The 23,491-nt window shown below is 35.2% G+C and carries 35 protein-coding genes and 1 rRNA gene; 15 read left to right on the forward strand and 21 right to left on the reverse strand.

The window, feature by feature from the left end; translation table 11 throughout:
• Nucleotide 1: 1 nt before the first annotated feature.
• On the reverse strand, nt 2–304 hold the full coding sequence (locus Nisw_RS08265; protein ID WP_141978166.1) for a winged helix-turn-helix domain-containing protein: 303 nt from the start codon (nt 302–304) through the stop codon (nt 2–4).
• A gap of 98 nt (nt 305–402) precedes the next feature.
• Between Nisw_RS08265 and Nisw_RS09280 the strand changes: the two genes are divergently transcribed.
• Nucleotides 403–564 (forward strand): hypothetical protein, encoded by a 162-nt coding sequence (locus Nisw_RS09280; RefSeq protein WP_185736614.1) that lies wholly within the window; start codon nt 403–405, stop codon nt 562–564.
• A 130-nt stretch (nt 565–694) separates the two neighbouring features.
• On the opposite strand, the gene Nisw_RS08270 is transcribed toward Nisw_RS09280, so the two are convergent.
• The 4 genes from Nisw_RS08270 to Nisw_RS08285 all read right to left on the reverse strand — a co-directional run bounded on the left by Nisw_RS08270 (nt 695) and on the right by Nisw_RS08285 (nt 4,042).
• Nucleotides 695–1,345, reverse strand: coding sequence for an EMC3/TMCO1 family protein (locus tag Nisw_RS08270; RefSeq protein WP_141978594.1), 651 nt, complete (start codon nt 1,343–1,345; stop codon nt 695–697).
• 17 nt (nt 1,346–1,362) lie between these two features.
• Nucleotides 1,363–1,527, reverse strand: a complete 165-nt coding sequence (locus tag Nisw_RS08275; protein WP_141978596.1) for a DUF1059 domain-containing protein — start codon at nt 1,525–1,527, stop codon at nt 1,363–1,365.
• 296 nt (nt 1,528–1,823) lie between these two features.
• Entirely contained in the window at nt 1,824–2,273 is a 450-nt protein-coding gene (locus tag Nisw_RS08280; RefSeq protein WP_141978168.1) for a hypothetical protein, read from the reverse strand.
• 2 nt (nt 2,274–2,275) lie between these two features.
• Nucleotides 2,276–4,042 (reverse strand): SDR family NAD(P)-dependent oxidoreductase, encoded by a 1,767-nt coding sequence (locus Nisw_RS08285; RefSeq protein WP_141978170.1) that lies wholly within the window; start codon nt 4,040–4,042, stop codon nt 2,276–2,278.
• Nucleotides 4,043–4,138: 96 nt separating this feature from the next.
• Here Nisw_RS08285 and Nisw_RS08290 point away from each other — a divergent pair, with 96 nt between their 5' ends.
• Complete coding sequence (locus tag Nisw_RS08290; protein ID WP_048079401.1) at nt 4,139–4,375, forward strand: hypothetical protein; 237 nt, start codon at nt 4,139–4,141, stop codon at nt 4,373–4,375.
• A 2-nt stretch (nt 4,376–4,377) separates the two neighbouring features.
• Nucleotides 4,378–4,755 carry a hypothetical protein gene (locus Nisw_RS08295; protein WP_141978172.1) on the forward strand — a complete coding sequence of 126 codons (378 nt, stop codon included), beginning with the start codon at nt 4,378–4,380 and terminating at the stop codon, nt 4,753–4,755.
• On the opposite strand, the gene endA is transcribed toward Nisw_RS08295, so the two are convergent.
• The 5 genes from endA to fbp form a co-directional block, all read right to left on the reverse strand.
• The gene (gene endA / locus Nisw_RS08300; RefSeq protein WP_141978174.1) at nt 4,752–5,288 is read right to left on the reverse strand and encodes a tRNA-intron lyase; all 537 of its coding nucleotides are present in this window, start codon (nt 5,286–5,288) and stop codon (nt 4,752–4,754) included. The two genes, Nisw_RS08295 and endA, sit on opposite strands and share 4 nt — an antisense overlap.
• A gap of 92 nt (nt 5,289–5,380) precedes the next feature.
• Nucleotides 5,381–6,034 carry a DUF47 domain-containing protein gene (locus tag Nisw_RS08305; protein ID WP_141978176.1) on the reverse strand — a complete coding sequence of 218 codons (654 nt, stop codon included), beginning with the start codon at nt 6,032–6,034 and terminating at the stop codon, nt 5,381–5,383.
• Nucleotides 6,035–6,100: 66 nt separating this feature from the next.
• Nucleotides 6,101–7,867, reverse strand: a complete 1,767-nt coding sequence (locus Nisw_RS08310) for an ATP-dependent DNA ligase (protein WP_141978178.1) — start codon at nt 7,865–7,867, stop codon at nt 6,101–6,103.
• A gap of 36 nt (nt 7,868–7,903) precedes the next feature.
• Nucleotides 7,904–8,311: a hypothetical protein gene (locus tag Nisw_RS08315; protein ID WP_141978180.1), complete on the reverse strand. Its 408-nt coding sequence runs from the start codon at nt 8,309–8,311 to the stop codon at nt 7,904–7,906.
• A gap of 68 nt (nt 8,312–8,379) precedes the next feature.
• Entirely contained in the window at nt 8,380–9,516 is a 1,137-nt protein-coding gene (fbp, locus tag Nisw_RS08320) for a fructose-1,6-bisphosphate aldolase/phosphatase (RefSeq protein WP_141978598.1), read from the reverse strand.
• A 130-nt stretch (nt 9,517–9,646) separates the two neighbouring features.
• On the opposite strand from fbp, the gene tuf reads away from it, so the two are divergent.
• From tuf to Nisw_RS08335, 3 genes are read left to right on the forward strand one after another with little or no spacing between them, the layout of a single operon-like run.
• Nucleotides 9,647–10,945, forward strand: coding sequence for a translation elongation factor EF-1 subunit alpha (gene tuf / locus Nisw_RS08325; RefSeq protein WP_141978182.1), 1,299 nt, complete (start codon nt 9,647–9,649; stop codon nt 10,943–10,945).
• An 11-nt stretch (nt 10,946–10,956) separates the two neighbouring features.
• A complete protein-coding gene (gene rpsJ / locus Nisw_RS08330; RefSeq protein WP_008299200.1) occupies nt 10,957–11,265 on the forward strand; it encodes a 30S ribosomal protein S10 in 309 nt (102 codons plus the stop codon).
• Between the two features lie 22 nt (nt 11,266–11,287).
• Nucleotides 11,288–11,491, forward strand: coding sequence for an RNA polymerase Rbp10 (locus Nisw_RS08335; RefSeq protein ID WP_012215415.1), 204 nt, complete (start codon nt 11,288–11,290; stop codon nt 11,489–11,491).
• On the opposite strand, the gene Nisw_RS08340 is transcribed toward Nisw_RS08335, so the two are convergent.
• The 3 genes from Nisw_RS08340 to Nisw_RS09485 form a co-directional block, all read right to left on the reverse strand.
• Nucleotides 11,492–11,689, reverse strand: coding sequence for a C2H2-type zinc finger protein (locus tag Nisw_RS08340; protein ID WP_141978183.1), 198 nt, complete (start codon nt 11,687–11,689; stop codon nt 11,492–11,494). It lies immediately after the preceding gene.
• 3 nt (nt 11,690–11,692) lie between these two features.
• Nucleotides 11,693–12,103, reverse strand: a complete 411-nt coding sequence (locus Nisw_RS08345; protein WP_141978185.1) for a hypothetical protein — start codon at nt 12,101–12,103, stop codon at nt 11,693–11,695.
• A 64-nt stretch (nt 12,104–12,167) separates the two neighbouring features.
• Nucleotides 12,168–12,290: a hypothetical protein gene (locus Nisw_RS09485; protein WP_255430769.1), complete on the reverse strand. Its 123-nt coding sequence runs from the start codon at nt 12,288–12,290 to the stop codon at nt 12,168–12,170.
• A 74-nt stretch (nt 12,291–12,364) separates the two neighbouring features.
• Here Nisw_RS09485 and Nisw_RS08350 point away from each other — a divergent pair, with 74 nt between their 5' ends.
• Nucleotides 12,365–12,874, forward strand: a complete 510-nt coding sequence (locus Nisw_RS08350) for a TIGR00725 family protein (RefSeq protein WP_141978187.1) — start codon at nt 12,365–12,367, stop codon at nt 12,872–12,874.
• Between the two features lie 32 nt (nt 12,875–12,906).
• Nucleotides 12,907–13,158: a hypothetical protein gene (locus tag Nisw_RS08355; protein WP_141978189.1), complete on the forward strand. Its 252-nt coding sequence runs from the start codon at nt 12,907–12,909 to the stop codon at nt 13,156–13,158.
• Between the two features lies 1 nt (nt 13,159).
• Here the strand turns inward: Nisw_RS08355 and Nisw_RS08360 are convergent, their stop codons facing one another.
• Nucleotides 13,160–14,299: a 3-hydroxyacyl-CoA dehydrogenase gene (locus tag Nisw_RS08360; protein WP_141978191.1), complete on the reverse strand. Its 1,140-nt coding sequence runs from the start codon at nt 14,297–14,299 to the stop codon at nt 13,160–13,162.
• A 54-nt stretch (nt 14,300–14,353) separates the two neighbouring features.
• Here Nisw_RS08360 and Nisw_RS09285 point away from each other — a divergent pair, with 54 nt between their 5' ends.
• From Nisw_RS09285 to Nisw_RS08370, 3 genes are read left to right on the forward strand one after another with little or no spacing between them, the layout of a single operon-like run.
• Nucleotides 14,354–14,521, forward strand: coding sequence for a hypothetical protein (locus Nisw_RS09285; protein WP_185736615.1), 168 nt, complete (start codon nt 14,354–14,356; stop codon nt 14,519–14,521).
• Nucleotides 14,522–14,800 carry a hypothetical protein gene (locus tag Nisw_RS08365; protein WP_141978193.1) on the forward strand — a complete coding sequence of 93 codons (279 nt, stop codon included), beginning with the start codon at nt 14,522–14,524 and terminating at the stop codon, nt 14,798–14,800.
• Between the two features lie 35 nt (nt 14,801–14,835).
• The gene (locus Nisw_RS08370) at nt 14,836–15,243 is read left to right on the forward strand and encodes an HIT family protein (protein WP_141978195.1); all 408 of its coding nucleotides are present in this window, start codon (nt 14,836–14,838) and stop codon (nt 15,241–15,243) included.
• 2 nt (nt 15,244–15,245) lie between these two features.
• Here Nisw_RS08370 and Nisw_RS08375 read toward each other — a convergent pair whose 3' ends face one another.
• The 4 genes from Nisw_RS08375 to Nisw_RS08390 form a co-directional block, all read right to left on the reverse strand.
• On the reverse strand, nt 15,246–15,905 hold the full coding sequence (locus tag Nisw_RS08375) for a DnaJ domain-containing protein (protein WP_141978197.1): 660 nt from the start codon (nt 15,903–15,905) through the stop codon (nt 15,246–15,248).
• Nucleotides 15,906–15,967: 62 nt separating this feature from the next.
• A complete protein-coding gene (locus Nisw_RS08380) occupies nt 15,968–16,330 on the reverse strand; it encodes a cupin domain-containing protein (RefSeq protein ID WP_141978199.1) in 363 nt (120 codons plus the stop codon).
• A 2-nt stretch (nt 16,331–16,332) separates the two neighbouring features.
• Nucleotides 16,333–16,788: a cupin domain-containing protein gene (locus Nisw_RS08385; protein WP_141978201.1), complete on the reverse strand. Its 456-nt coding sequence runs from the start codon at nt 16,786–16,788 to the stop codon at nt 16,333–16,335.
• Between the two features lie 2 nt (nt 16,789–16,790).
• Nucleotides 16,791–17,153 carry an SHOCT domain-containing protein gene (locus tag Nisw_RS08390; protein ID WP_141978202.1) on the reverse strand — a complete coding sequence of 121 codons (363 nt, stop codon included), beginning with the start codon at nt 17,151–17,153 and terminating at the stop codon, nt 16,791–16,793.
• Between the two features lie 82 nt (nt 17,154–17,235).
• Here Nisw_RS08390 and Nisw_RS08395 point away from each other — a divergent pair, with 82 nt between their 5' ends.
• A complete protein-coding gene (locus tag Nisw_RS08395; protein ID WP_141978204.1) occupies nt 17,236–17,940 on the forward strand; it encodes a hypothetical protein in 705 nt (234 codons plus the stop codon).
• Here Nisw_RS08395 and Nisw_RS08400 read toward each other — a convergent pair.
• Both Nisw_RS08400 and Nisw_RS09490 read right to left on the reverse strand, forming a co-directional pair.
• The gene (locus Nisw_RS08400) at nt 17,935–18,756 is read right to left on the reverse strand and encodes a tetratricopeptide repeat protein (RefSeq protein ID WP_141978206.1); all 822 of its coding nucleotides are present in this window, start codon (nt 18,754–18,756) and stop codon (nt 17,935–17,937) included. The two genes, Nisw_RS08395 and Nisw_RS08400, sit on opposite strands and share 6 nt — an antisense overlap.
• Nucleotides 18,757–18,786: 30 nt before the next feature.
• Nucleotides 18,787–18,909 carry a hypothetical protein gene (locus Nisw_RS09490; protein ID WP_255430770.1) on the reverse strand — a complete coding sequence of 41 codons (123 nt, stop codon included), beginning with the start codon at nt 18,907–18,909 and terminating at the stop codon, nt 18,787–18,789.
• Nucleotides 18,910–19,007: 98 nt separating this feature from the next.
• Between Nisw_RS09490 and Nisw_RS08405 the strand changes: the two genes are divergently transcribed.
• The gene (locus Nisw_RS08405; RefSeq protein WP_370510677.1) at nt 19,008–19,814 is read left to right on the forward strand and encodes a restriction endonuclease; all 807 of its coding nucleotides are present in this window, start codon (nt 19,008–19,010) and stop codon (nt 19,812–19,814) included.
• A 46-nt stretch (nt 19,815–19,860) separates the two neighbouring features.
• Complete coding sequence (locus Nisw_RS08410) at nt 19,861–20,229, forward strand: hypothetical protein (RefSeq protein ID WP_185736616.1); 369 nt, start codon at nt 19,861–19,863, stop codon at nt 20,227–20,229.
• Here Nisw_RS08410 and Nisw_RS08415 read toward each other — a convergent pair.
• The gene (locus tag Nisw_RS08415; RefSeq protein WP_141978210.1) at nt 20,219–21,520 is read right to left on the reverse strand and encodes an aspartate aminotransferase family protein; all 1,302 of its coding nucleotides are present in this window, start codon (nt 21,518–21,520) and stop codon (nt 20,219–20,221) included. The two genes, Nisw_RS08410 and Nisw_RS08415, sit on opposite strands and share 11 nt — an antisense overlap.
• 382 nt (nt 21,521–21,902) lie before the next feature.
• On the opposite strand from Nisw_RS08415, the gene Nisw_RS08420 reads away from it, so the two are divergent.
• Nucleotides 21,903–23,372 (forward strand): 16S ribosomal RNA (locus Nisw_RS08420).
• Nucleotides 23,373–23,491 lie beyond the last annotated feature (119 nt).

The following is a 23,491-nucleotide window of genomic DNA, read 5'->3' on the forward strand; positions in this document are numbered from 1 at the left end:
CTTACTTGGAACTTTCATTTTTTCTTGGAAATAGTTTTTCATAAGGGTCTATAATTTCTTGACAAAAAATCCTCCCTTTTTCTGTAACTTTGAATACGTTGATTGTTCTTTTACCTTCATTTTTTTCAGTTCTTTGAATTAATTCATTTTTTTCTAAATTATTTAAAATCGATTTATGTTTTGAAATGTTTAATCCACAAAAACTAAACAATGCAGTTTGATTAAGCTCTCCATATTCAGATAGAGTAAGAATTATGTCTTTTATAATGTAAATTCTATCTCGATATTTTTTTGATTTATTCAATACCGTTATTTGAATACAAGCACTTTAACTATTTTGCAAAATCTATAGGCTTAACATTGTTAAGCAATTCCTTATTAGAAGAAAACTTATTTCCAACTATGAGTTCTAAGACATCAATTAGTGTATCAATTAAAAAAATATTCAAAAGAAATCAAGAATTTACCAATATTTGTAAAATCTGTAATATGGAATTTAATGATCCAGAACGAACAAAACGACATATGTTAAGAGCTCATTCTAAACCAAAAAAAGAGAAGTAGGAAGAAATCTTATGAAAGAATGTATTGTATGTGGAAAACAATTTGACCATTGGTGTGATGATGTATGTTCTATTGAATGCTCAAATGAATTGGAACATTAAATCTAAACGTCTTCTAATAACATCTTACACTATACACTCATAGATGTTTTTGTAAGTTTCATAATAATTCCACTAAATGCAATTGATGAAAGAAAATACCATGCCCAAAGATATAATGCATTTTCTTGGGTACATACATTTTCTGGATCTAATGCCTGTTCTGCAGTACATGTTAAGTGAAAGAAATCCCCTGGGATGACATTTAATGGAATTGGGGAAAGTGCTACAGTGTGTGCAAATAGCTGTGGTAATACTAGATAGAATATCAGAATCAATGGAACAAACGTGATCATCATTGGCCTCATATTCATCTGCATCATTTCCATTGACATTTTGTTCATGTATGCAGATTTTTTGTTAAGTTCAGCTGTTTTTGCGGTATCTTTTGCTCTCATTGCCGCCATTCTTTCTTTTTGATATTCTCTGGTTTCTTTTGTAATTCGTTTTAATTTTGTTTGATCTACCATTTTCTTTCTTACCATGGCATTAAACAAATTTAATGCAACTCCAAACCCTGATACTGCAAATAATGTTGGGATTATTCCTTTTACTATTGGGTCATCACTTCCCAATGTCCCTCTATCACCACCAATAAACCCAAAAATTCCCCCATCTCCTCCTTGAAGGAAGACGGAATCTATGAACAAAATAAAAAAATTATAATCTATATTCTCCATCATGCCATTCATTTTGTATTTCAGCTGCTTTTTCTTAAGATGAACTGCATCAGTGCTTCTTTTGGATAATCTATTCCATGTTCATCTTCTGTATGTGTTCCAAATTCTTCAATTATTTTTTCTGTATCTCCTTCTACGTTAAAATCACAATCAAATCCATAGTCACTACACTTTAATTTTGCCAATTTGATTTTGTGATGATTTTCTATGTAATATACTTCAGTTAACATTGTTAATTTTTGAATTGAGTTTTTTAATTGAATATATGCAGAAGCATAAGGGAAAATATGCTGTGTCTATTACTACCATGCTGAATCCTTGAAAACTATCATTGATTCTGATATTTTCCCTTTGGATAGGAGTGCTTCTGCATAATTAGATTATTTTTTTATTATATATTGTAAACTTAACATTGTTCAGTTTTGTTAAATTGTGAATTTTGTAATTGAATTTAAAAGTAAATAGACATACAAAATATTTGCTATCTTGGTGGTTCTTTCTTGATTCTGTAGATGTTTCTTTTAGAAAGTACAATTGTTTCTCCTTCGTTATCTGTTCCTTCATAATCTACTGCAATCTTTCCAAATTCATCATCAATATCTTCAATTTGTGATATTGTAAATTTTAATTTTAAAACTTGATCTGTGTGTAATGGTTTGAGAAATCGTGTGTTTCTATTTTTCCATTCTGGATCTCCATCTGTTCCAAGAAAAATAATGTGGTTTCCATAAATCTGACTTAGTCTTGTGAACTCTCCTTCCATTCTTGATAATATTGCACGCCCTGAAACAATCTGCTCTCCCTTTTGCTTGTCTTCTAGGAATGCATTTCTAACTCTTGAAAAATTTAGATACTCTTCTAATTCTTTCTCTGAAATACTGCATGTGGATTGAAATGTGTCTCCTACTCTGAATTCAGAAAATTTTTTCATTCTTATCTTGATTCATCAACACAGAAAGTTACTTCAGATGATGAAGCTGCATTTTCTGATACAAGGAAATTAAATGCGTCTGCAATCTTTTGATTGTCTGGTTCTATACCTGTAACAGAACCTGGGAAAACAGTAAACATTCTGATTTTAGATTTTAGAACATCACTTAATTCTTGATTAACTGTAGTTGTAAATGGTCTTAATGCTCCTCTGAAAACTTCTACTTGAGCTCTTTGAGTGCCAGTAACTTTTCTTCCTACTGGTAAATCTGGACCAATTATCATAATGGCGCCTGTTGTATCTTTGAAGAGTCTTGGATCCTTTCCTCCTCCTGGAACAAACTGTTCTAGTGCTCTTTGTGCAACAGTTGCAGGAGTTGAGATGAATTTTGCTACTAGTTCTTCCCATCCTTCTCTAGTCAAGTCTGTTAAGTTTCCTACTTCTGGTAGTTTTCCTGTAACATGAACTACTGCTAGAATTTCTCCAATGTTTGTTTTAGCTGTGTTTAGCCATCTTTCTACCTCTTCAGGATTTTTGATATCTACTACATGAGAGTGGAACTTGCTACTGATTGAATCCTGAATTTCTTGAGGAGTTGATTGTGAAATAAAACATGCAACTTTACCGCCATTTTTCTCAATGTGTCCTGCCAAAAATTCTACTCTTTCTGCATCTGCTTTGTCTGTTCCATCAATAGTAAATACTACTGCCTTTCCTGTAAAGTCTGGTTGATGAACTCCTGGAGTTGTAGTTCCGATGTGTGGTTTTACTGGATAAAATACTCTATCTCCTGGAATTACTTTACCGTTGAGAATTTTTGCAATTTCATCATCACACAAGTTCAGAACTGATTCAGCAACTTGTGATTGTGACAAAAATTCTCTGTTTGCAATCATATGTGATGTATTGTTTTGAACTTTCTCTGCTATAGTTTGAATTTTGGTTAATAGATTTGTAAATGTCTCTGTTAGTTTTGCAACATCTCTTCCGTTTGCTAATTTCTCTGCAGTTTTTGCAATTCCTTCTTTATCAATTCCATCTGCTTGTATACATTCTAACAAATCATCTTTTGCTTCTTCGACTTCTACTGGAGTCAAGTCTTCAAATCCACTTACTCTCATAAATTCTGCTGCTGCTTTTGGATATACAGTTTTGTAAATTCTATCTGAATGAACTGGACCAGGATTTGTTGCAATTGATATGATTCCTTTATCAGTTAATTCCCATGACATACATTCAGCTAACCTATTTTTTGCACCTTGTGATGCCGTATATGGACTTCTAAATCTGTAGGGTCTTTGCTCTAGTGGTCTTTCTTCAGTAAAGAATGTTGAAATTGTAATTATTTTTCCTCCCTCTTTCATTACTTTTAGTGCTTGAACTGAACCCCAAAATGTTCCAGTCAAATGAATTCCAATTGTACTTTTGAATTCATCTAATGGTGAATTTGCAAAACATGTGACAGGACCTGATACTCCTGCATTATTAATTATGTAATCTACATTTGTTCCCTCATTTTTTAGAGTGTCAAACATTTCATTCATTGCTGTTTCATCTGCAACATCTACACCTGCAAAAATTTTGACTGTTGCGTTTGTACCTTGTGGGATTTTTCCTTCAAGCTCTTTTGCAGCTTCTTGCAATGGCTCTTTTCTTCTACCAAGAATAATCACACTTGCACCATTTTCTACAAATTTTGTTGCAATGGCTTTTCCAATACCTGTTCCGCTTCCTGTAACTAGTGCGACTTTGTCTTGGAATTTCAGCAAGATAAAAGTCTCAAATCTTTTGTAATATTTAATTGGATTGATCTCTAGATATTTTTTCTTGATATCTTTATTTGTGGGTATGATTCATGATTTTTAATGCATGATACAGAGCCAGATACATTTGTCTATCAGACCTGGCCTGAAAAATTTAGTAGTATGTTAAAGGAGATCGGTGTAGATTCTGAATCCAAAGAGATTGGAACTGATGATGTTGAACAAGGTGATTATTACAGTAGATATTTTGCTCATACAGCAAGAATGATAACAAATAGAGGATGTCTTGATGTCAAGAACTCTAACATTGACGTGATTCAAATTATTCAAAAGGGGTAAAAATGCAAGATCCAAATCCACTCCCTTGGGGCGCATTAGATAGATATCAAGCACACTTTATTGTACGAAAAAATACGGATAGAGGTATAGGTAACTATGTTGCAAAAACACAACTTAAAACTAGAGGTCATTTTGCATCAAAAACTGTTGAGAGTGTAAGTTGGGATGGACCCGGTGCTCTTGCTGAAAAACTAAATCAAGATTCTGAATTAAACGAGATGATTGCAAAACAATCTGTAAAAGACGCAACAATCTATGTTGAACCTACTGATAATGCAATAAGAATTCGTGGTAAATGGGATAATCACTTGGCATTTGGAATTACAAAAGAACTTTTTGAAATCTATGATCGTATTGCTGGTCACATAAAATCTGTTTAGGCTTTCCACCAATCTAAAGCTAAAAAGTCTACATTATCTTTGCCTTTTGGAATTGCCAAAATGAATTGTTTTCTTACTGTAGTTGCCAGTCTTCCTGCAAGTACAATCCCTGTTGATGTAATTGGTTCATTTCTATTATACACTTGAATCAAAAACGGTGCATGGTCTATACCTGGACCTTTTTCATATACTGCAAAATCACAACCAAACTTTATTCCAGGATTGATGATGTATCCTTTATCTCTAAAGTTTTTGTAAACTAAATATTTTTTATCAAAATCATGATGTTCTTTTTTGCAAATCTCTATCATTTGTTCCACTGTAACTTTGTGTTTTGATTTTGTAATTGTAATTTTTTTATTTTCAAGCAAATACAATGATTCAATTAAATCTAAAACTAGAGGTGCATCAATTTCTTCAATTTTTGGTTTTGGAATCCCTATGGGTTTCCCATAATATCCTCCACTGAAAAGTTTTCGAGAGTCTTCGATATTCCAAACAATTACTCTGTTTTCAATTAACTCTCCTTTCATGATTTTTCAAAAACTTTAGTGTATATGAATTCATTAGGTATTGGATATTATTTAAAATAGAAAATAAAGTAAAAATGTAGTTTGTGATTTGTTTATAGGCTCAATGCTAACAAAATGAAAGAATCTGATACTCTTTGACATTTATCTGCCATTTCCTCAATCCCTTCAATCACGTCTTTCATTAACATTAATTCTTTGGTGTTTGTTACTTCGGTTAGAAGTTTTATCGTTGCTTGTCTGTATTTGATGTCGATTTCTCTTTCAATTGTTTGTGTTTCTTGTGCTAATTCAATTGCATTTGCAGTGTTTGTGTTAAGACTTCTAATGATTTCATTTAGTTTGTAGACTTCATCTACTACTAATTCAATTAGTTTTGTCAAGTCTTTGTCTAATTTTGCACTTTTTAGAGTTGCTGGTTTTACATTTGAAAGTTTGAATGAAATTCCGGTAATGTAACCTGCAATTTCATCCATTGTGTATGCTGTGTTTAGAAGATTCTCTCTGTTCATGATCAAACCTCCAACATCTGCAACTTCTCGTGTAATTTTTCTTCTCAGGTTTTCAACTTCTTCTTCAATTGTAGAGATTTGTTCTAATGTGTTTTTGATTCCTGTCTTGTCTTTTTTCATCATTAGTTCAGGAAGTGTTGCTAATTCTCTGGATGCATTTAGAATTCTATTGATTTCGTCTTGTAAAACTGCTATAGCCTTTCTTTTTGCTTGAACCTCAAGCTCTCCGCTATACATAACAAAAATTAACAAATCCTGAGGTAATTTAAATCCTCTATGATTTTTGATATTTTTTGAGCATGATTACATGAGGCTTTTGTCATGTGCTACTTTTTTCTGACCCTGATACAATGTGATCACTTCTTCGTTTGTAGATGCGTCCTCGGCCATTTTCTCAACTCTTATCTTTCCTGTAAACTTTGGAAATCTTAATGCAAGTCCTGCACCTTTTCTTACTTTGTCTCTAGCTGCTCTGTGAATTGGACTAAGTGTAATTTCAGATGCGACCACTTCAATTACTAACTCTGGTTCAAACCACACATCTGCTTCCATCTCACTATCAATTCGTGGATTTTTCTTAATTGTTACTTTGGGGTTTAGAATTTGATACAATTGATCTAATGCCTCATCTGAAAAACCTGTACCTACTTTACAAATGCTGGTGAACATATCTTCATCTTCTTCATATGTTGCTAAAAGTAAAGTTCCGTAATTTCCTGTCCTTCGTCCCTTTCCAAAAAATCCTCCAATCACAACAAGATCTAAACTATCTCCTAATTCATTTTGATATTCTCTTTTGAGTTTAAGCCAATGACTTCCTCTTGATCCTGCTTGATATGGTTTGTCTAACATCTTTAACATTAATCCTTCACTTCCTGCATTGATACTGTTTTCAAAAAAGTCTTCAATGTCGTTTTCATTTTTTACAATAGTCATTGGTATGTATTTTACAAAATCATCTTCTTTTACCACTTTTTCCATCTTCTCTCTTCTTTCTTTATAGTCTAATTCCAAACAACTTTTTCCATTACAATACAAAACATCAAACAGATTAACTGTAATTGGATATTGCGTAACTGCTTTTTCAATCTTGTATTTTCTTCTTCTATGCATTAATTCTTGAAACGGCAAAAACTCTCCAGTGTTTTCATTGATTGCAACTGCTTCAGCCTCTAATACTATGTTTTCAGCTTGAATTGATTTTGGAATTTTTTCTATAATGTCTGGATAATAACTTGAAATATTTTCTAAACTTCTTGAAAACAAAACTACTTTTTCTCCTTCGATGTGTAATTGTACTCTTTCCCCATCTAGTTTGTATTCAGCTGCAAATTCATTTCCCATTTTTTCAATTGCTTCTTGTTCACTCTTTACTCTGTCTGCAAGCATTGGTCTGATTGGATTAAACAAAATTATTTTGAACTTTTCGACTCCTTCTAATCCTTCAGTTGCCAAAACTTCTGCAACCTTTCCTAAATCACTAGAAACATTGTATGCATGCTCCAAAATTTTTCTGTTTTCTTTGTTACCTGAAAATGCTATTGCTAATGCATCCATAACTGTATTTTCTGCAATTCCTAGTCTTAGTGTTCCTAGCAATATTTTTAGAATGAAACTTGCCTCCAATGGGCTTGCATCATTAAGTAGACTGGAAATGTATTTCATTTTCATGTCTTGTGATCTGTTTCCTTCTAATTTTGCAATTTTGAAGAGTGTTTCATAGACTCTTTCAACTGTAATGTCTTCTACAAGAAATGTTGTCTGAGTTTTTTGTTCCAGTATTACAGTAGCAGCATGTCCTAGATCTCCTCCTTTTCTATACTCTTCCTCAATTTTTTTAATTGGAATTCCCGAAGATTTTGAAATTGCTCTTATTGCGAGTTTTTCTGCAACTCCTAATTCAACTCCTTCAAAATCTGGCCTAAGTTTACCTTGCAATAGATATACTATCTTTGAAATTACTTCTTGTGGGGTATTTTCAAATAATTCTACCAAGTATTGTGTTAATTCTAGTCTTTTTCTTGTTGATTCCATTTTGTTAAATGAATCAGCTAAGATGGAAAACTCCATTCTATTTCTTTGTGTGCTGTTGAATAAAAATTGAATCTAGATGTATCTGAAAATTGTTGGTTTGTCTGACTTTGGAAGATCTGATACGAGCGCAAAATTGTATAATGGATAAGATTTCTTGTATTGTTTCATAAAACTCCATGCAACATCATGTGTCTTGAACTCTGTCCTTAATCCGTCAATCTCACTCTTTTTTCCATATACGTCAAATACTACTACTGAATACTGTTTTGGACGATTGTGGGGTTTTGCTTTGAGTAGCCATGCAAGTGCAAACACAAACACTGCTCCTAATACAACATACTCTCCTGCAACTTTGAAAAAGTCTAAGACTACTACTGGTATGGTCTTGCCAAATAACACTGCCATAAAATTTGAAAATGAAATTACTGCTAATGCTGTGAAAATATACGTCTTCCAATCAAATATCTTTTGAAAATTCATTCTTACCTGAGTCTTGTAAGGTCTTTTTCGATTTAACTATTTCTTATGATTTGCAGATTTTGAAATGACTAATCTGGATCTTCGTAATTCTCTTTTCTGTCACCACTGGATGTAGTTCCTTCCATTGGTTTCATCTTACTTTCAAGAACATCCATTCTAGCTCTGTATCCTTCTGCATATTCTAATTCTGATGGAACAAGTGTTGCTGGATGGATAAATCCTTGACTTCTAATTGACATAGCTTTTTCTGTGGCTCTTTCTCTAATTAGATCCCAATCTGGAGTTGAGAATCCATCAAATGGTCCAGTAAACTTTCCATTATGCATGCTAAAGACAAGTGCTTCTACTATTGGAATACAAAAGTTGATTGTAGCTGCAGAGTTTAGTTTTACAGGCATCAATGGCATGTTATGACTTCCTCTTGTGTTTCCTGCAACAAAATGTGGATTGTTAAACACACTTCCTACTTCTTCAGTTGCAGGGAATTTCTTTTGAGTTCTTACAACACAAATTGGATCGTCTTTTCCGACATATGTTCCTGCAATGTTGTGTAATCTGTCTGTTGAAGCTGCTAGAATTGGTTCTCCATCTTTTGTTGTAACTGAATCTACAACATATCTTCCTGGATACATTAATGCAGCTTCAATTGTTGGTTTGTCTTGCCATAACTCTAATTCTGCAATCTGAGCTTTTTCAACATCCATGATATTGATTTTCACTCCCTCTGCAAGATTCTTGTTTACAATCAATCCTGTATTACTTAGTGCATCTACAAACATTCTGTAAATTGGATAGTTGAATGCACCTGGTTCTGTTTTGTCTGCTGCAAATACTGTAAATGCCTCATTTGGTCTTTCTTCAAATTCCATCTCTGCAACTCCTGGACCCATTCCTTTTACGTTTCCAGAAAATGAATCTTTGAGCAAATCTTGTCCTGCTCCATACAATCCTTCTTCTTTAGCAACTTGAGTTCCTGCCATGAATGCATCCCATGCTAATTTGTGAATCTGTTGATTGTCCACTCCATGAGTATGAGACATTACGATGTGAGTGTCATCACCACAATATCCTATGTAATAATCAATAAGCAAATCTGCTGAATTTTTAACGGTATTTTTAATTGCGTCTAATAGTCCGTCACTAGGTTTTGTGTGTCCTCCAACACCGCCAACATCGGCTTTGATAACTGAAACTGTAATTTTCATATCTTCCATTTTTGGACCTTTGATTTATGTGCTTTTAGCAAAGTCTTCTGATCTGAAATTAATTGAAAAATTTTAGATTTTTTTTCAAAAATTCATAACAGTAATAAATGCCCTCAGATACGCACTCTACATGGCAGATAAACCACACTTGAACCTGATTGTTACAGGTCATATTGATAATGGAAAATCAACAACTATGGGTCATTTCTTGATGGATCTTGGTGTTGTAGATGAAAGAACAATTGCAGCACATGCATCCGAATCCGAGAAGACCGGAAAAGGTGATACTTTCAAGTATGCATGGGTTATGGATAACATTAAGGATGAAAGAGAGAGAGGTATTACAATCGATCTTGCATTCCAAAAGTTTGAGTCTCCAAAGTACTTCTTTACTTTGATTGACGCTCCTGGTCACAGGGACTTTATTAAAAACATGATTACTGGTGCTTCTGAAGCCGATGCAGCAGTCTTAGTACTTTCAGCAAAAGAAGGTGAAACCGACACTGCAATCGCAGCAGGTGGTCAAGCAAGAGAACACGCATTCTTGCTCAAGACTTTAGGTGTAAACCAACTAATCGTTGCAATCAACAAAATGGATGATAGTAACTATTCTGAAGAAGCATTCAAAGTAGCCAAAGAAAAAGGTGAAAAATTAGTTAAATCTGTAGGTTACAAACTAGAAAACGTACCATTCATTCCAGTTTCTGGATGGAAAGGCGATAACTTGGTTAAGAAATCTGAGAACATGCCATGGTACTCTGGTAAAACACTACTTGAAGCATTTGATGACTTTACAGTATCTGAAAAACCAACTGGTAAACCACTACGTGTTCCAATTCAAGACGTTTACACCATTACTGGTGTCGGAACAGTACCTGTAGGTAGAGTTGAAACAGGAGTTATGAAAGCAGGCGACAAAATTGTTGTAATGCCTTCAGGCGCTCCTGGTGAAATCAAATCTATTGAAACTCACCACACAGAGATGCCATCTGCAGAAGCAGGTGATAACATTGGTTTCAACCTTAGAGGTGTTGAAAAGAAAGATATCAAGAGAGGAGATGTTCTCGGAAGTCCTGACGCTCCACCAAAAGTTGCTAAAGAATTCAAAGCACAAATTATTGTAATTCACCACCCAACAGCAATTGCTCCTGGTTATACTCCAGTTATGCACGCACACACTGCACAAGTTGCAGCAACAGTTACTGAGTTCTTACAAAAGATCAACCCAGCATCTGGTGCCGTTGAGGAAGAAAATCCAAAATTCCTTAAAGTTGGAGATTCCGCAATTGTCAAAATTAGACCGGTAAGACCAACTTGTATCGAAACTTTCCAAGAGTTCCCTGAAATGGGTAGATTCGCCCTTAGAGATATGGGTGCAACTATCGCAGCAGGAATCGTTAAGGAAATTACCGAAGAGTACAAACCATAGGCGGATTTTTTATGACCCAAACCGCCCGTGTAAAACTCACATCCACTAGCCTACCAAAACTAGATGGTGTATGTGGGGAAATCATGGGTATCGGTAAAAAAACTGGTGTTAAGGTAAAGGGTCCAACCCCACTTCCTGTAAAAAGACTACATGTTGCTACTAGAAAATCTCCATGTGGTAGTGGAACTGAAACCTATGAAAAATGGGAGATGAAAATGCATAGAAGAATTATCAATATCAACGCTGATGATAAAGCCATTAGACAACTCATGAGACTAAAAATCCCTGACGATGTATACATTGAACTCTCATTAACATAATCTCTAAATTACAGAAATTTTGATGATAAACATGGCTGAAGAAAACTTTGATGAAGTAGAAGAAACACCTGTTGAGACATTTGATGTAAATTATTCTTGCCTTAGATGTGGAACAATGGTTTCAAACACTGAATTATCTAGATTACCTGAAATCAAATGTATTTGTGGATTCAGAGTATTTACCAAAGTAAGACCTCCAGTAGTTAAAACAGTTAAAGCAATTTAATCATCTGTCTTTTTTGTAACTGTGTTCTTTTTGCAAATGAGTTCTCATATCTTCCATGTTTGAAAAAAATTTGTTACATTCTTTGCAATCGTATTGCAAATCTTTTCCATGAACGATTTGTTTGTGATTCATCAATTCTTCTTGTTTTGAAAACTTACTGTTGCAAATATTACATTTAATTTTCTTAAAAAAACCCAACTGTTATCCTAACTCTGCTTTTTTTTCATCCCAACATTTTCTACATAACTGTCCATCAATCTTCCATTTTCCTTTTGGATTGTATCTGATTAATCCCATTTTACCTCCACATAATGAACAGAAATTCTTCTTTTTTCCATGAGACTCTTCTTTTTTATCAAAACATGTTTTGCAGAGAAGACCTTCCATATCCCACTGCCATCTTGGTTCCCACAAATCTGTAATTTTTTGAGTTTTACCACATTCTACACATGGTTGTCTTACTTTACCTTCGTAGTACTCTTTTTGTTTGTCAAAATGACAATCTCCACAAAGTGGACCTTTGATGTTCCATTCTCTTTTTGGTTTGTGTTTGTGGGTTAGTTCTTTATTGCAAATAGTACAATGTGATGGTTTTTTACTAAATAATCCCATTCCAAATCTACCTAATACAGCTTATTCTATAAATGTAAACAAAATAAAAATAACAAAAAAGCGTTTATTCGCTTAGAATTTTTTCAAGAGCTTGGCTTGCATTGAGCATACCGTTTCTTTTGGCATACTCTTCGATCATTTTGTATTGTTTTTCAGTAAAACATACAGGCATTGAACGTCTTTCCATGAATAACAATAGTATTTTTTACTAATATCCTTTTCTCTCGGAAGATATTTCAAACCAGTTTCTTACTTTGAAGTATGGTGAAGAGAAGACAGATCCTAGTAATTGGTCATAATACCAAAGGGTGTTTGCCTGAACATGAAAAAATTGCTTATGATGTTGGATCAGAGGTTGCAAAATCTGATTCTGTTCTAATTTGTGGTGGATTGGGAGGTGTAATGACTGCAGCAGCTCACGGAGCAAAGGATGCAGGCGGTTTGACTATTGGAATAATCCCTCAAAACGATCCCGCTGAAGCAAATGAGTACTGTGACATTGTTATTCCAACTGGCATGGGCTTGGCACGTGATTTTCTTAATGCATTATCTGCTGATGGTGTGGTGATTGTTGGTGGTGGTTCTGGAACTTTATCTGAGACTTGCGCTGCATACATGCACAAAAAACCAATGGTCGCAATCCGAAATTTGGATAGTTCTGTTGATCCGTTCATCGATGGTTATCTTGATCATAGAAAAAATGTCAAAATAATTGGAGTTGATACTCCTCAAGAAGCAATTACAAAAATTCTAGAATTGATCTCTGCATAATATTCTTTAATCAAAAGAGTGTACATTATACAATGCCAATTCAAAATGATGAAGAATGCAAACAACTCATTGACAAATTAGACAAGGGATTGCCTCCTCAAATGATTGATGAAATTATATCTTATCTTGAGAAAACAAACAACTCTGAATTTACAATGACTTTGGTAAAATACTTGAACAATCAAAACATTCAATCACGAAACTCTGTTTGGGCATTAAGTAGTCAAATTGCAATGGTTGGAGAAGATGTTGGTAAAATCAAAGAGCATTTAGGAATTACTTGATTTACTGCATGGATACAAGTAGTGGGTCTGGTTTGTAGAATTCACCGTGCTCTTCGGCAAGCTTGTTTAACTCATCTACAATATTTTTGATGCCTATCTCTTTTGCAGTCTCAAATAATGGCTTTTTTAATCCTAAACCTAACTGAGCAGCTTTTTCAATTTCATCAATGTCGCTTGCTCCATTTGTTACAAGCCATGCTGCGTTGTTTAGAATGTTTGCGACAAGTTGAATTGGATTGCATTTCTCTGCTAATTCTTCAGATAGTGCCACTCTTTCATATTTGTCATCAGAATATTTGTAATAACCTTCTCCAGATTTTTGTCCCAGTTTTTTCTCATCAAACATTTTTTCAACTAGTGGATGTGGATTGATTACTTTTTTGTCTCTCAAATGCATTTCAACTGTTGCTTTGTGAATAACATCCATACCTGTAAAATCTGCTAACTCAAAGATGCCCATTGGAAATCCTAGTTTGAATTTAACTGCTGAATCAATTTCTTCAAGAGTTGCACCTGTTCTGTCTTTAACAAAACATGCTTCATGAACCATTGGGATGAATAGTCTGTTAATGATAAAACCTGGAACATCTTTTCTACACAAAACTGCTTGTTTGTTAACTGACTTTACATAATCTTTAGTCAAATCCGTAACTTCTTGAGATGTTTTTTCACCTGGAATCACTTCTACCAATTTCATAAGTTGTGGGGGATTGAAGAAATGAATTCCTATGAACTTCTCTGGTCTTGATGTTGTATTTGCAATCTCTGTAATTGGTAGGGTGCTTGTGTTTGATGCAAAGATAACTTCTGGTGCAGCAACTTCATCAAGTTCTGCATATACCTTTTTCTTCAAATCCATAATTTCTGGAACTACCTCGATTACCAATTCTGCATCTTTCACTGCTTCTTTCAAATCTACAACTGGTTTAATTCTGCCAAAAATTGCATCTCCTTCTTCTTTTGAAATTTTTTCTTTTGAAACTAGTTTATCTAAACTCCATCTGATTTTTTCCATGGCCTTGTCCAAAAATTCTTGTTTGATGTCTCTTAGAACGATGTTGTATCCTGCTGTGGCTGAAACTTGGGCAATACCGTGTCCCATCACTCCTGAACCCAAGACTGTGATATTTTTTATCGTCATGTTTTTCCAAAAATCACGTATCCTTTATAATGTATTTCAAAATTTTAAGAAAATATGGGTTTGTTCAAACGTAACAAAGACAATGACAGTAAAACAAAATGTGATACTTGTGGTACAGAACTGCATGATCCTGAACGCTTGAAAAGACATATGAAAAAAGCACATGGAAATGTTCCTGCAAAGAAATTAGATCCTAATGCAGGTGACGGCGGTACCTGGTAGATGGAACTTAGTTCAAGTCAAAAAGCCGGATTGGTTTTTGGGGGTGCTTTTGTAGTGGCAGGATTGGTATTGTCGACTCTAGTTTTCCCATTTTGGAATTTAATTAGAGAAGATGTGTCTGAAGAAGTTGAAATTTTGAGTAATGATAACGGGATATGCTATGTTGAAACCCGTGATGATATTCCTAAAACTATTGAAAATTGCATTATGCAACCTGGTGATGTGGTAACTATAATGTATGGTGAAGGTTTGGCATGGGCAACAATTACTGAACCGTGATTAATGATTTAATATTAAAAAAAATATGAAGTACCATGGATTGTATATTTTGTAAAATCATTGCAAAGGAAATTCCATGTAAAATTCTTGGAGAAACATCCACATCAATCTCATTTTTGGATGCATTTCCTCTTGCAAAAGGACATGTTTTGGTAATTCCAAAGAATCATCACCAAAAAATTCAAGATATGTCAAATGATGAAAATACTGATTTATTTTCTCTTGTACACAAGATGATTTCAAAAGTTGATTCTATTACTGGTGCAACTCTAGTTGCAGTTCATAATGGAAAAGAAGCTGGACAAGAAGTGCCTCACGTTCATGTACATTTAGTTCCAAGATCATCTGCTGATTCTGCATCTGCAATACATAGCATGTTTGATGGTACTGTAAAATTATCTGAATCTGAATTAGATGAACTTTATGAAAAACTAAAAATCTGATTTTAGTAAGGATACATTCTTTCTTTGGTGTCTGTATCTTCAACAATGATTGCTTTTGTAGGACAAGTCATTGCTGCATCCATGATCTTGTTTACTCCTGCACCTTTTTGATTAATCACTGATGACTTTGGATTCATCATTTTTTCTTTGTTTATTTCAAAAACATCTGGGGCAATTATTTCACAACTACAACACCCAATACACAAACTCTTATCCACATCTACAAAGAGATTGGGCTGTTTTTTAGGCTCTTTTGCCTTTTCGTATTCCCCATTTCTCCCATCTGGACGAACCCTGGCATTGTATTCTTCCCAGAAATTTTTCTCATACTCTTTCCAAAAATCAGGATCTCCTTCTTCAAACTCTTTAGTGTATTTGCCCCAATCTTGCTCAGGAATACTCTCATCCTCAGGTGCTCCCCATGGTTTTCTTTTGAAATTTGATTTTGGTTGAGGTTCGTGATAGACATCATTTCTTTGATGGTGGTTTTTCTTTAGGAATTCATATGCCTCTGTAATTTTTTTAAATTCTAAATCCTCATTCTTGTTCTTATTTTTGTCTGGATGGTGCTCTAATGCCTTTTTTCTAAATGCTGATTTTATCTCTTCTTGAGATGAATTGGAATCTATATCTAATACTTTGAGTGCCTGATAGGTATTCACTATATTTTTAGACATTTGCCATATTTTAAAAATAATTTCATACTGTGTTGCGTGGGAATGGATTATTCTAGTATTGTTTCATCTTTTGCTTTCCATGCTGGCTCTACAATACACAAAAATCTCAAATTTCCCTCCCCCACATTCTCAATGTTTTGTTTGGTATTTGGTGGGATGTATGCTGAATCATCTTTTTCAAGTTCCATATCTTCATTATCTGCCCTCAAGATTGCTTTACCTTCTAATATGTAGTAAATTTCAGATGATTTTATTTGATGCAGTTTTGATTTTTTTCCTGGTTCTAAAGTGAATTGAGCAAGACTGTACCCTATTCCTTCCAGTGTATTGTGAGGATGAAAAAATTGTTTGATGCTTGTTCCTTCATTTCCTTGAATTGATTCTATCTCTGAATTTCTTCTCAGTGACATCTTTAGATTATTGTAGTAGCTTTTGCTTTAAAATCTGATTCCCACCAAACTGTTTTGTATTCAGAATTCTTTCGTGACAATATGTTTATTGCAATATGAGAAAATGTCTTTTTCTTATCTATTGAGCCGTGGGTGTGAAGTGTTTTTGCCGGAATGTGTACAATATCTCCTTCATTAAGAGTAATTTTTTGAGTCTTTTTTATCTTAAAATTATTTTTACTTGTCCCATACCTTCTAAAAATCTCTAAACTTCCTCTGCCTTTAGTTGCAATTAGAACTTGATTTCCATTATGTGCATGAAGTTTGGTTCTAGAACCTTTTTCAAAATGAACATGATAAATATCTTGATCAGTTGATTTTATCTTTTCAGATAACACCTTCATCCATGTCTTGGATGTAAACCAATTTGGATTTACATTTCTTTTATCATTAGTACCGTGAATGTTTGATTTTTTCATCTCTAAATTCTTCCTAGAATTTTCTTTTTCTTTGCTTGGAATTCTTTTTCAGTGATGACTCCTGACTTTCTGAGCTTTCCTAGTCTTTCCAATGTCTCTAAATCATCTTCTGTGCTTGAAGACATGTTCTTTGCAGCAGTAATTCCTTCATTAATTTTTTTGACACCTCTTTTTTGCAACTCATCTCTTTCTTTTTTTGCCTGTTTACGGAACTCTTTGCTTGCTTGTGCTGCCTGTTTTGCAGTCATTGTTCCAAACTCTACTGCATCTTCTAGTACTTCATCGGCCCTTTTGACTCCTTCTTGGATGGCTTTGTCTGCTTTTTTTAGAAATTTTTCAATATATCCTGCCTTTTTTGCTGCCATATTATATGGTGGATCTCAAATCTATTATCTCTTTTCATGACAGAATCTGTTTAATAGATGGAATTGCATACTCTGTATAGTTTTGAGCGATACATATGATGTAAAGACTGTTGTTTTACGAAAAAACATAGACCTAGATGAAGCAACAGAGATTGTAGAAGACAAGAAAACAAAGCCCTTCAAGTCATTGTTGTCTAGACCAAAAAAAGAACAGGTCCACATACATTCCATCAAACTATACTATGAGTGCATACTGATGGTATCTGGAAAATACATTGCTGATTATTATAGAAAAGCCACTCATACCATCTCTGTTGACTCCAACGTAAAGGAGGTAGAACTGGGAGATGGTGTTTTTCAAACTCGCCCAAAATCTGTGTTGGAGAAAACGTTTGTTGGAAAAAAGGGCAAAAACAAAATTGACCTAAAATTAGAAGAACATGTGTTTGTTGAAGAAGAAGATGAACTGACCTTTGATCATCATGGGAGAGATGTAAAGTTCCCCTTCAAAGTAAACTCAAAAACTGTAGAGAATTATCCGAAGAGAATATTGAAAAAAAATGAACCAAACATCAAAAAACCTGAAATGACTTATGATGCCGCTCTGGAAAAACTCAAGTCACTTTTGAAAAAACCATTGGAGACTGACGTTAGAGAACTGACTGAAGAATTTGTATTGCGTGAAATTTCTGAAGTATACGTTCCTATATTTGAGGCAAGGTTAATTGGTCCTAAAAAGAAAATTGAAATTATGCGAATTGATGCAGTACGTAAAAAGATTCTATAATTTAACTAATTTTCTAAACTGATCATTGCTGTGTAGTTTTGTAAAAACTGGTTCTTCTTTTGCCCATGCTCGAATAACTTTGGGACTTACAGAAACTGCTTTTTTTAGTAATTCTAATGATTCGGGATATCTTTCAAGTGCTGCCATGCTGCGTGATTTGGCATAGACCACATTTACGTTGTCTTTGAATTTTTTTGAGATTTCATCAAAAACATCCAGTGCTTTTTTATGTTCTCCTAACTCTGCTAATTGGACTCCTTTTTGGAAAAACGCATCCAAGTTATTTGGATATTTTTTACAAACATTTGAAAAACAATTCAATGCTTCTTCATTTCTTTTCAATTTACCTAAGACAATGCCTTTGTAGATCATAGCATTTGGTTTTCTTGGATCAATTGATATTGCTTTTTCTAAAACTGTTAAAGCTTCTTCATGTTCTTGGAGTTTGTCTAGTAAGACCCCTTTGTTAAAATAGGCTGAAGCGTATTTGGAATCTGCTTCGATTGCTTTGTCATAATATTCTGCGGCTCCTTGAATATTTCCTGTCTCTGCCATAGATATTCCTCTGTTGTTTAGTGCTTGAGCGTCTTTAGGATCAATAGATATGAGTTTGTCAAAGCAGGTTATTGCATCTTGGTATTTTTTTATCAAGTTTAATGCCAATCCTTTTTGGAGTAAAGCTTCTGTGTTTTCTGGTTCTTGCTTTAGAACTTTGTTGAAAAACGAAATGGCTGCCTTTGGTTGGTTCTTCTCTAGCATTCCCATTCCTTCATACATTAAATCTTCAGGGTCCTCTTTTTTACCAAACAATCCCATAATTTCTCACTCTCCTAATCTCAAATCTTGCTAACTATTCAATGATTTGAATTTCTTAATTGCCTCTTTTGCCATGTCTTCTTGAGATTTTGCATCTGCATTAGTTGGGTTATCTGTGGCATAGGCTTCCTTTTCATCTTTTTTCTTTTCCATGGAATAACGTGTTTATTATTTTATAAAAATTTGATTATTGCATTCAATTTTAATTGTAGATATAATCTATTAACACCATAACTCCAAGAAAATTTTTCATCTACAAGGCTGATGGAAGCCGTGTCCCATTTAATGAAAACAAAATTCTTAGCACTTGCATTAGAGCAGGCGCCAGTAAAAAAACTGCAAAACGTATTCTCAAAAAAGTAAAATCTGAAGTATATCGTGACATGACTTCAAATAATATCTACAAAAAAGTCCTTCACGCCATCTCTGAAGAAAGAGGATTAAGAGCACTTCATCAAAGATATCAATTAAAAAATGCAATAATGAGAATGGGACCTGCTGGTTTTGCATTTGAGAATTATGTTGCAGCAATTTTAGAGTATTATGATTTCCAAGTAACTGGAATTCGCTCCAAAATTAAAGGAGAATGTGTGGTGCATGAAATTGATTTAATTGGAATGAAAAAAAATAAAAAATTTCTAATTGAATGCAAATATCATTCAAAACATGGTGTCTACACAGGACTCAAAGAATCTATGTATACTCATGCTAGATTTCTTGATATGAGATCAAAGTTTTCAGGTGAGATGATATTTTGTAACACCAAGGTATCAGGTAATGCGAAAAAATATGCAAAATGTATTGGGCAAGAAATAATTTCTTGGAGGTATCCTGCAGCAAACAGCCTTGAAAAAATGATTGAAAGACACAACCTCTATCCAATAACTATTTTGAATCTATCTCAAAAAGAACTACAGATATTTTCTGAAAGCAATATTATGATTGCACAAGATTTACTACGATACGATTCCCATCAAATATCTAAAATGACTGGAATCTCTCAGAAAAGAATCTACAACATGCAGCAACTAATTGAGAAAATTTTCAACCCCCAATAACCTTGATGAAGATAGGCTTATTTTGAATCTGTTTTGTTCTTCTATATTGCCAAATTCTGAAATTTCGTTTCTAGCTGAAAAAGTATTTGTTCACAGATGGCCTCATGATACCCCTCTATGGGATGATGATACAAAAAAGAAACTAGATAACACCATCTCAAAAAACCCTGAACCAAAAAAAATTATTGTTTCAGAAAAACACATCCAAATTCAAGACTTTCAATTTTCTAACCTCAAAAAGATTGGAATTTCTGTTCCCTTTTTCAAAGATGAATGTAGGATGATATTTGAATCTCAATTTGGAAAGTTATATGCTCATATTCACATCACTGTAAAGTCTTCAGAATACATGGAAATTTTTGCAAAACTCAAATCTTGGAAATCAGAATTTTTTCCAAATGATTCTAACAAGTAAATTCTTCAGATGCTAAAACAATGTTTTTGATATCTTCTTTAGAGTGTGCATTTGATATTGCGCCAAGTTTTCCTGGCAAAAAGAATATTCCGTCATGGGCTATCATTTTGAAATGATATTTTGCTAGTGTTGAGATATCGCATTTTGCAACATCTGCAGAATTTCTGATTTCATCAACTCCAGCTCTTGCAAAATGTGTCATAAACAAAGAGCCTTTGCCTGTAACTATTACCTTTCCATCAAATGACTTGGTTAGTTCGTTTCTAGCATATTCTCCTATGGTATTAATTTTAGAATAGATTGATTTTTTATTTTTTAGCTCAGACAACGTTGAAAAACCTGCTACCATTGAGGCAGGATTTGCAGAAAATGTTCCTCCTCCAACATAACTTCGTTCAGATTTTTTCTTACCTGTTGTATCTGCAAATTCCATGATTTCTTTTCTTCCACACATTACACCAATTGATAATCCTCCGCCAACTATCTTGCCCAGAGTTACAATATCTGGATCAAGTTTCATTGTTGGATAGAGGCATCCAAATCTGAATCGAAAGCCAGTTACAATTTCATCTAAAATGAATAATGAATTGTTTTTCTTACAATATTCTTGAATCCCTTTCAAATAATCTGATTCTGCTGGTATGCATCCTCCTCCACCTAAAACAGGTTCAATAATTACACCTGCTAAATCTTTAGAATGTTTTTTCAAAATGGATAATGATGTTTCCAAGTCATTGTAGGGAATTGATACAATCTGTTCTTCATTTACAATTCCTGAACTCTCAGATTCTGAAAAAGGCCAGTTTACTGACTTTAGCAAGTCTGATGTGTATCCATGCCATCCTCCATCAATCTTTGCAATTATTTTTTTACCAGTAACTGAACGTGCCAATCTAACTGCATACATTGTAGCCTCTGTACCTGATGTGACGTAGCGGATTTTCTCAGCAACTGGTACTGCTTTAGAAATTAATTCAGATAATTTTATTGTCTGTTCATTTACTGTTCCATACATCCAACTTTTTTCAATTTGTTTTTGCAACGACTCTTTGACTGTTTTTGGACCGTGTCCTAAAATCAAAGCCCAATGACCCATCCAATAATCTGTATACTTGTTATCATCAACATCAATCAAATTTTTTCCTGCAGATTTTTTTACAACAAATGGATATGGTTCATAAAATCTTATGTTATGAGAAACACCGTTGACATGCAGTTTTGCTGATTTTGAAAACAGCTTTGCTGATGTAGGTGTTTTCTTTTTGTATTCTTTGATGTAATCCAAAAGCAAATTCACAAGAATATCTCTATCATTTTAACTATTGATAATGGCATAGTTTGGCATAGTTATCAGGCACAGTTTTTCAAAACTGCCTAGTTTTGCATAGTTGTGATGTTGTAATTTTTACAAAAAATGGCATCGATCAGGCTTATTTTCACGCATGGTTTATATGGTTTCTACATGGTTGACCTTTTGCATACGTAACGCAATAGGCGGCGCTTGTGATGAAGTATGGTATTATGCCATTTTGTGATTCATGGGCCTCCAGTTACGCATACAAAAATGAGGATTTGATCAAGTGATCAATATCTGAGATGTGAAGATTATGTGCATCCGTCAATTCCAATTAAAGTACAAATGTACTTCAATAATCAAAATCAAAAAATTTCAGAATCCGGTTGATCCTGCCGGACCTGACTGCTATCGGATTGATACTAAGCCATGCGAGTCATTGTAGTAATACAAGGCAGACGGCTCAGTAACGCGTAGTCAACCTACCCTATGGACGGGAATAACCTCGGGAAACTGAGTATAATGCCCGATAGAACACTATACCTGGAATGGTTTGTGTTCCAAATGAATGTCGCCGTAGGATGGGACTGCGGCCTATCAGTTTGTTGGTGAGGTAATGGCCCACCAAGACTATTACAGGTACGGGCTCTGAGAGGAGTAGCCCGGAGATGGGTACTGAGACACGGACCCAGGCCCTATGGGGCGCAGCAGGCGAGAAAACTTTGCAATGTGCGAAAGCACGACAAGGTTAATCCGAGTGGTTTGTGCTAAACGAACCTTTTGACAGTCCTAGAAACACTGTTGAATAAGGGGTGGGCAAGTTCTGGTGTCAGCCGCCGCGGTAAAACCAGCACCTCAAGTGGTCAGGATGATTATTGGGCCTAAAGCATCCGTAGCCGGCTCTGTAAGTTTTCGGTTAAATCTGTACGCTCAACGTACAGGCTGCCGGGAATACTGCAGAGCTAGGGAGTGGGAGAGGTAGACGGTACTCGGTAGGAAGGGGTAAAATCCTTTGATCTATTGATGACCACCTGTGGCGAAGGCGGTCTACCAGAACACGTCCGACGGTGAGGGATGAAAGCTGGGGGAGCAAACCGGATTAGATACCCGGGTAGTCCCAGCTGTAAACTATGCAAACTCAGTGATGCATTGGCTTGTGGCCAATGCAGTGCTGCAGGGAAGCCGTTAAGTTTGCCGCCTGGGAAGTACGTACGCAAGTATGAAACTTAAAGGAATTGGCGGGGGAGCACCACAAGGGGTGAAGCCTGCGGTTCAATTGGAGTCAACGCCAGAAATCTTACCCGGAGAGACAGCAGAATGAAGGTCAAGCTGAAGACTTTACCAGACAAGCTGAGAGGTGGTGCATGGCCGTCGCCAGCTCGTGCCGTGAGATGTCCTGTTAAGTCAGGTAACGAGCGAGATCCCTGCCTCTAGTTGCCACCATTACTCTCAGGAGTAGTGGGGCGAATTAGCGGGACCGCCGCAGTTAATGCGGAGGAAGGAAGGGGCCACGGCAGGTCAGTATGCCCCGAAACTCTGGGGCCACACGCGGGCTGCAATGGTAACGACAATGGGTTTCGAATCCGAAAGGATGAGGTAATCCTCAAACGTTACCACAGTTATGACTGAGGGCTGCAACTCGCCCTCACGAATATGGAATCCCTAGTAACTGCGTGTCATTATCGCGCGGTGAATACGTCCCTGCTCCTTGCACACACCGCCCGTCGTTTCATTGAAGTGAGCTCTTAGCGAGGTGACGTCTGATTGGCGTTATCGAACTTGGGGTTCGTGACAAGGGAAAAGTCGTAACAAGGTGACCGTAGGGGAACCTGCGGTCGGATCACCTCCTTAGATAAGGAAAGTGTACGGATGCACTAATCTTCACATCAAATCATCGATGCAATGCATCACGAAAGTGATGTATGAAGGATGTAGCGGGTCCCTGCCAGGGGACTTGCAATGATCGTC

The organism is Candidatus Nitrosopumilus sp. SW, from assembly GCF_006740685.1.
Lineage (GTDB): Archaea > Thermoproteota > Nitrososphaeria > Nitrososphaerales > Nitrosopumilaceae > Nitrosopumilus.

Excerpts from the sequence above, each read along its gene's own strand:
- Nisw_RS09280 (WP_185736614.1), top strand. The coding sequence starts at position 403 with ATGAGTTCTAAGACATCAATTAGTGTATCAATTAAAAAAATATTCAAA.
- Nisw_RS08270 (WP_141978594.1), bottom strand. The coding sequence starts at position 1,345 with ATGATGGAGAATATAGATTATAATTTTTTTATTTTGTTCATAGATTCC.
- Nisw_RS08280 (WP_141978168.1), bottom strand. The coding sequence starts at position 2,273 with ATGAAAAAATTTTCTGAATTCAGAGTAGGAGACACATTTCAATCCACA.
- Nisw_RS08290 (WP_048079401.1), top strand. The coding sequence starts at position 4,139 with ATGCATGATACAGAGCCAGATACATTTGTCTATCAGACCTGGCCTGAA.
- Nisw_RS08295 (WP_141978172.1), top strand. The coding sequence starts at position 4,378 with ATGCAAGATCCAAATCCACTCCCTTGGGGCGCATTAGATAGATATCAA.
- endA (WP_141978174.1), bottom strand. The coding sequence starts at position 5,288 with ATGAAAGGAGAGTTAATTGAAAACAGAGTAATTGTTTGGAATATCGAA.
- Nisw_RS08305 (WP_141978176.1), bottom strand. The coding sequence starts at position 6,034 with ATGTATAGCGGAGAGCTTGAGGTTCAAGCAAAAAGAAAGGCTATAGCA.
- Nisw_RS08310 (WP_141978178.1), bottom strand. The coding sequence starts at position 7,867 with ATGGAGTTTTCCATCTTAGCTGATTCATTTAACAAAATGGAATCAACA.
- Nisw_RS08315 (WP_141978180.1), bottom strand. The coding sequence starts at position 8,311 with ATGAATTTTCAAAAGATATTTGATTGGAAGACGTATATTTTCACAGCA.
- fbp (WP_141978598.1), bottom strand. The coding sequence starts at position 9,516 with ATGAAAATTACAGTTTCAGTTATCAAAGCCGATGTTGGCGGTGTTGGA.
- tuf (WP_141978182.1), top strand. The coding sequence starts at position 9,647 with ATGGCAGATAAACCACACTTGAACCTGATTGTTACAGGTCATATTGAT.
- rpsJ (WP_008299200.1), top strand. The coding sequence starts at position 10,957 with ATGACCCAAACCGCCCGTGTAAAACTCACATCCACTAGCCTACCAAAA.
- Nisw_RS08335 (WP_012215415.1), top strand. The coding sequence starts at position 11,288 with ATGATAAACATGGCTGAAGAAAACTTTGATGAAGTAGAAGAAACACCT.
- Nisw_RS08345 (WP_141978185.1), bottom strand. The coding sequence starts at position 12,103 with ATGGGATTATTTAGTAAAAAACCATCACATTGTACTATTTGCAATAAA.
- Nisw_RS09485 (WP_255430769.1), bottom strand. The coding sequence starts at position 12,290 with ATGGAAAGACGTTCAATGCCTGTATGTTTTACTGAAAAACAATACAAA.
- Nisw_RS08350 (WP_141978187.1), top strand. The coding sequence starts at position 12,365 with ATGGTGAAGAGAAGACAGATCCTAGTAATTGGTCATAATACCAAAGGG.
- Nisw_RS08355 (WP_141978189.1), top strand. The coding sequence starts at position 12,907 with ATGCCAATTCAAAATGATGAAGAATGCAAACAACTCATTGACAAATTA.
- Nisw_RS08360 (WP_141978191.1), bottom strand. The coding sequence starts at position 14,299 with ATGACGATAAAAAATATCACAGTCTTGGGTTCAGGAGTGATGGGACAC.
- Nisw_RS09285 (WP_185736615.1), top strand. The coding sequence starts at position 14,354 with ATGGGTTTGTTCAAACGTAACAAAGACAATGACAGTAAAACAAAATGT.
- Nisw_RS08365 (WP_141978193.1), top strand. The coding sequence starts at position 14,522 with ATGGAACTTAGTTCAAGTCAAAAAGCCGGATTGGTTTTTGGGGGTGCT.
- Nisw_RS08370 (WP_141978195.1), top strand. The coding sequence starts at position 14,836 with ATGGATTGTATATTTTGTAAAATCATTGCAAAGGAAATTCCATGTAAA.
- Nisw_RS08380 (WP_141978199.1), bottom strand. The coding sequence starts at position 16,330 with ATGTCACTGAGAAGAAATTCAGAGATAGAATCAATTCAAGGAAATGAA.
- Nisw_RS08385 (WP_141978201.1), bottom strand. The coding sequence starts at position 16,788 with ATGAAAAAATCAAACATTCACGGTACTAATGATAAAAGAAATGTAAAT.
- Nisw_RS08390 (WP_141978202.1), bottom strand. The coding sequence starts at position 17,153 with ATGGCAGCAAAAAAGGCAGGATATATTGAAAAATTTCTAAAAAAAGCA.
- Nisw_RS08400 (WP_141978206.1), bottom strand. The coding sequence starts at position 18,756 with ATGGGATTGTTTGGTAAAAAAGAGGACCCTGAAGATTTAATGTATGAA.
- Nisw_RS09490 (WP_255430770.1), bottom strand. The coding sequence starts at position 18,909 with ATGGAAAAGAAAAAAGATGAAAAGGAAGCCTATGCCACAGATAACCCA.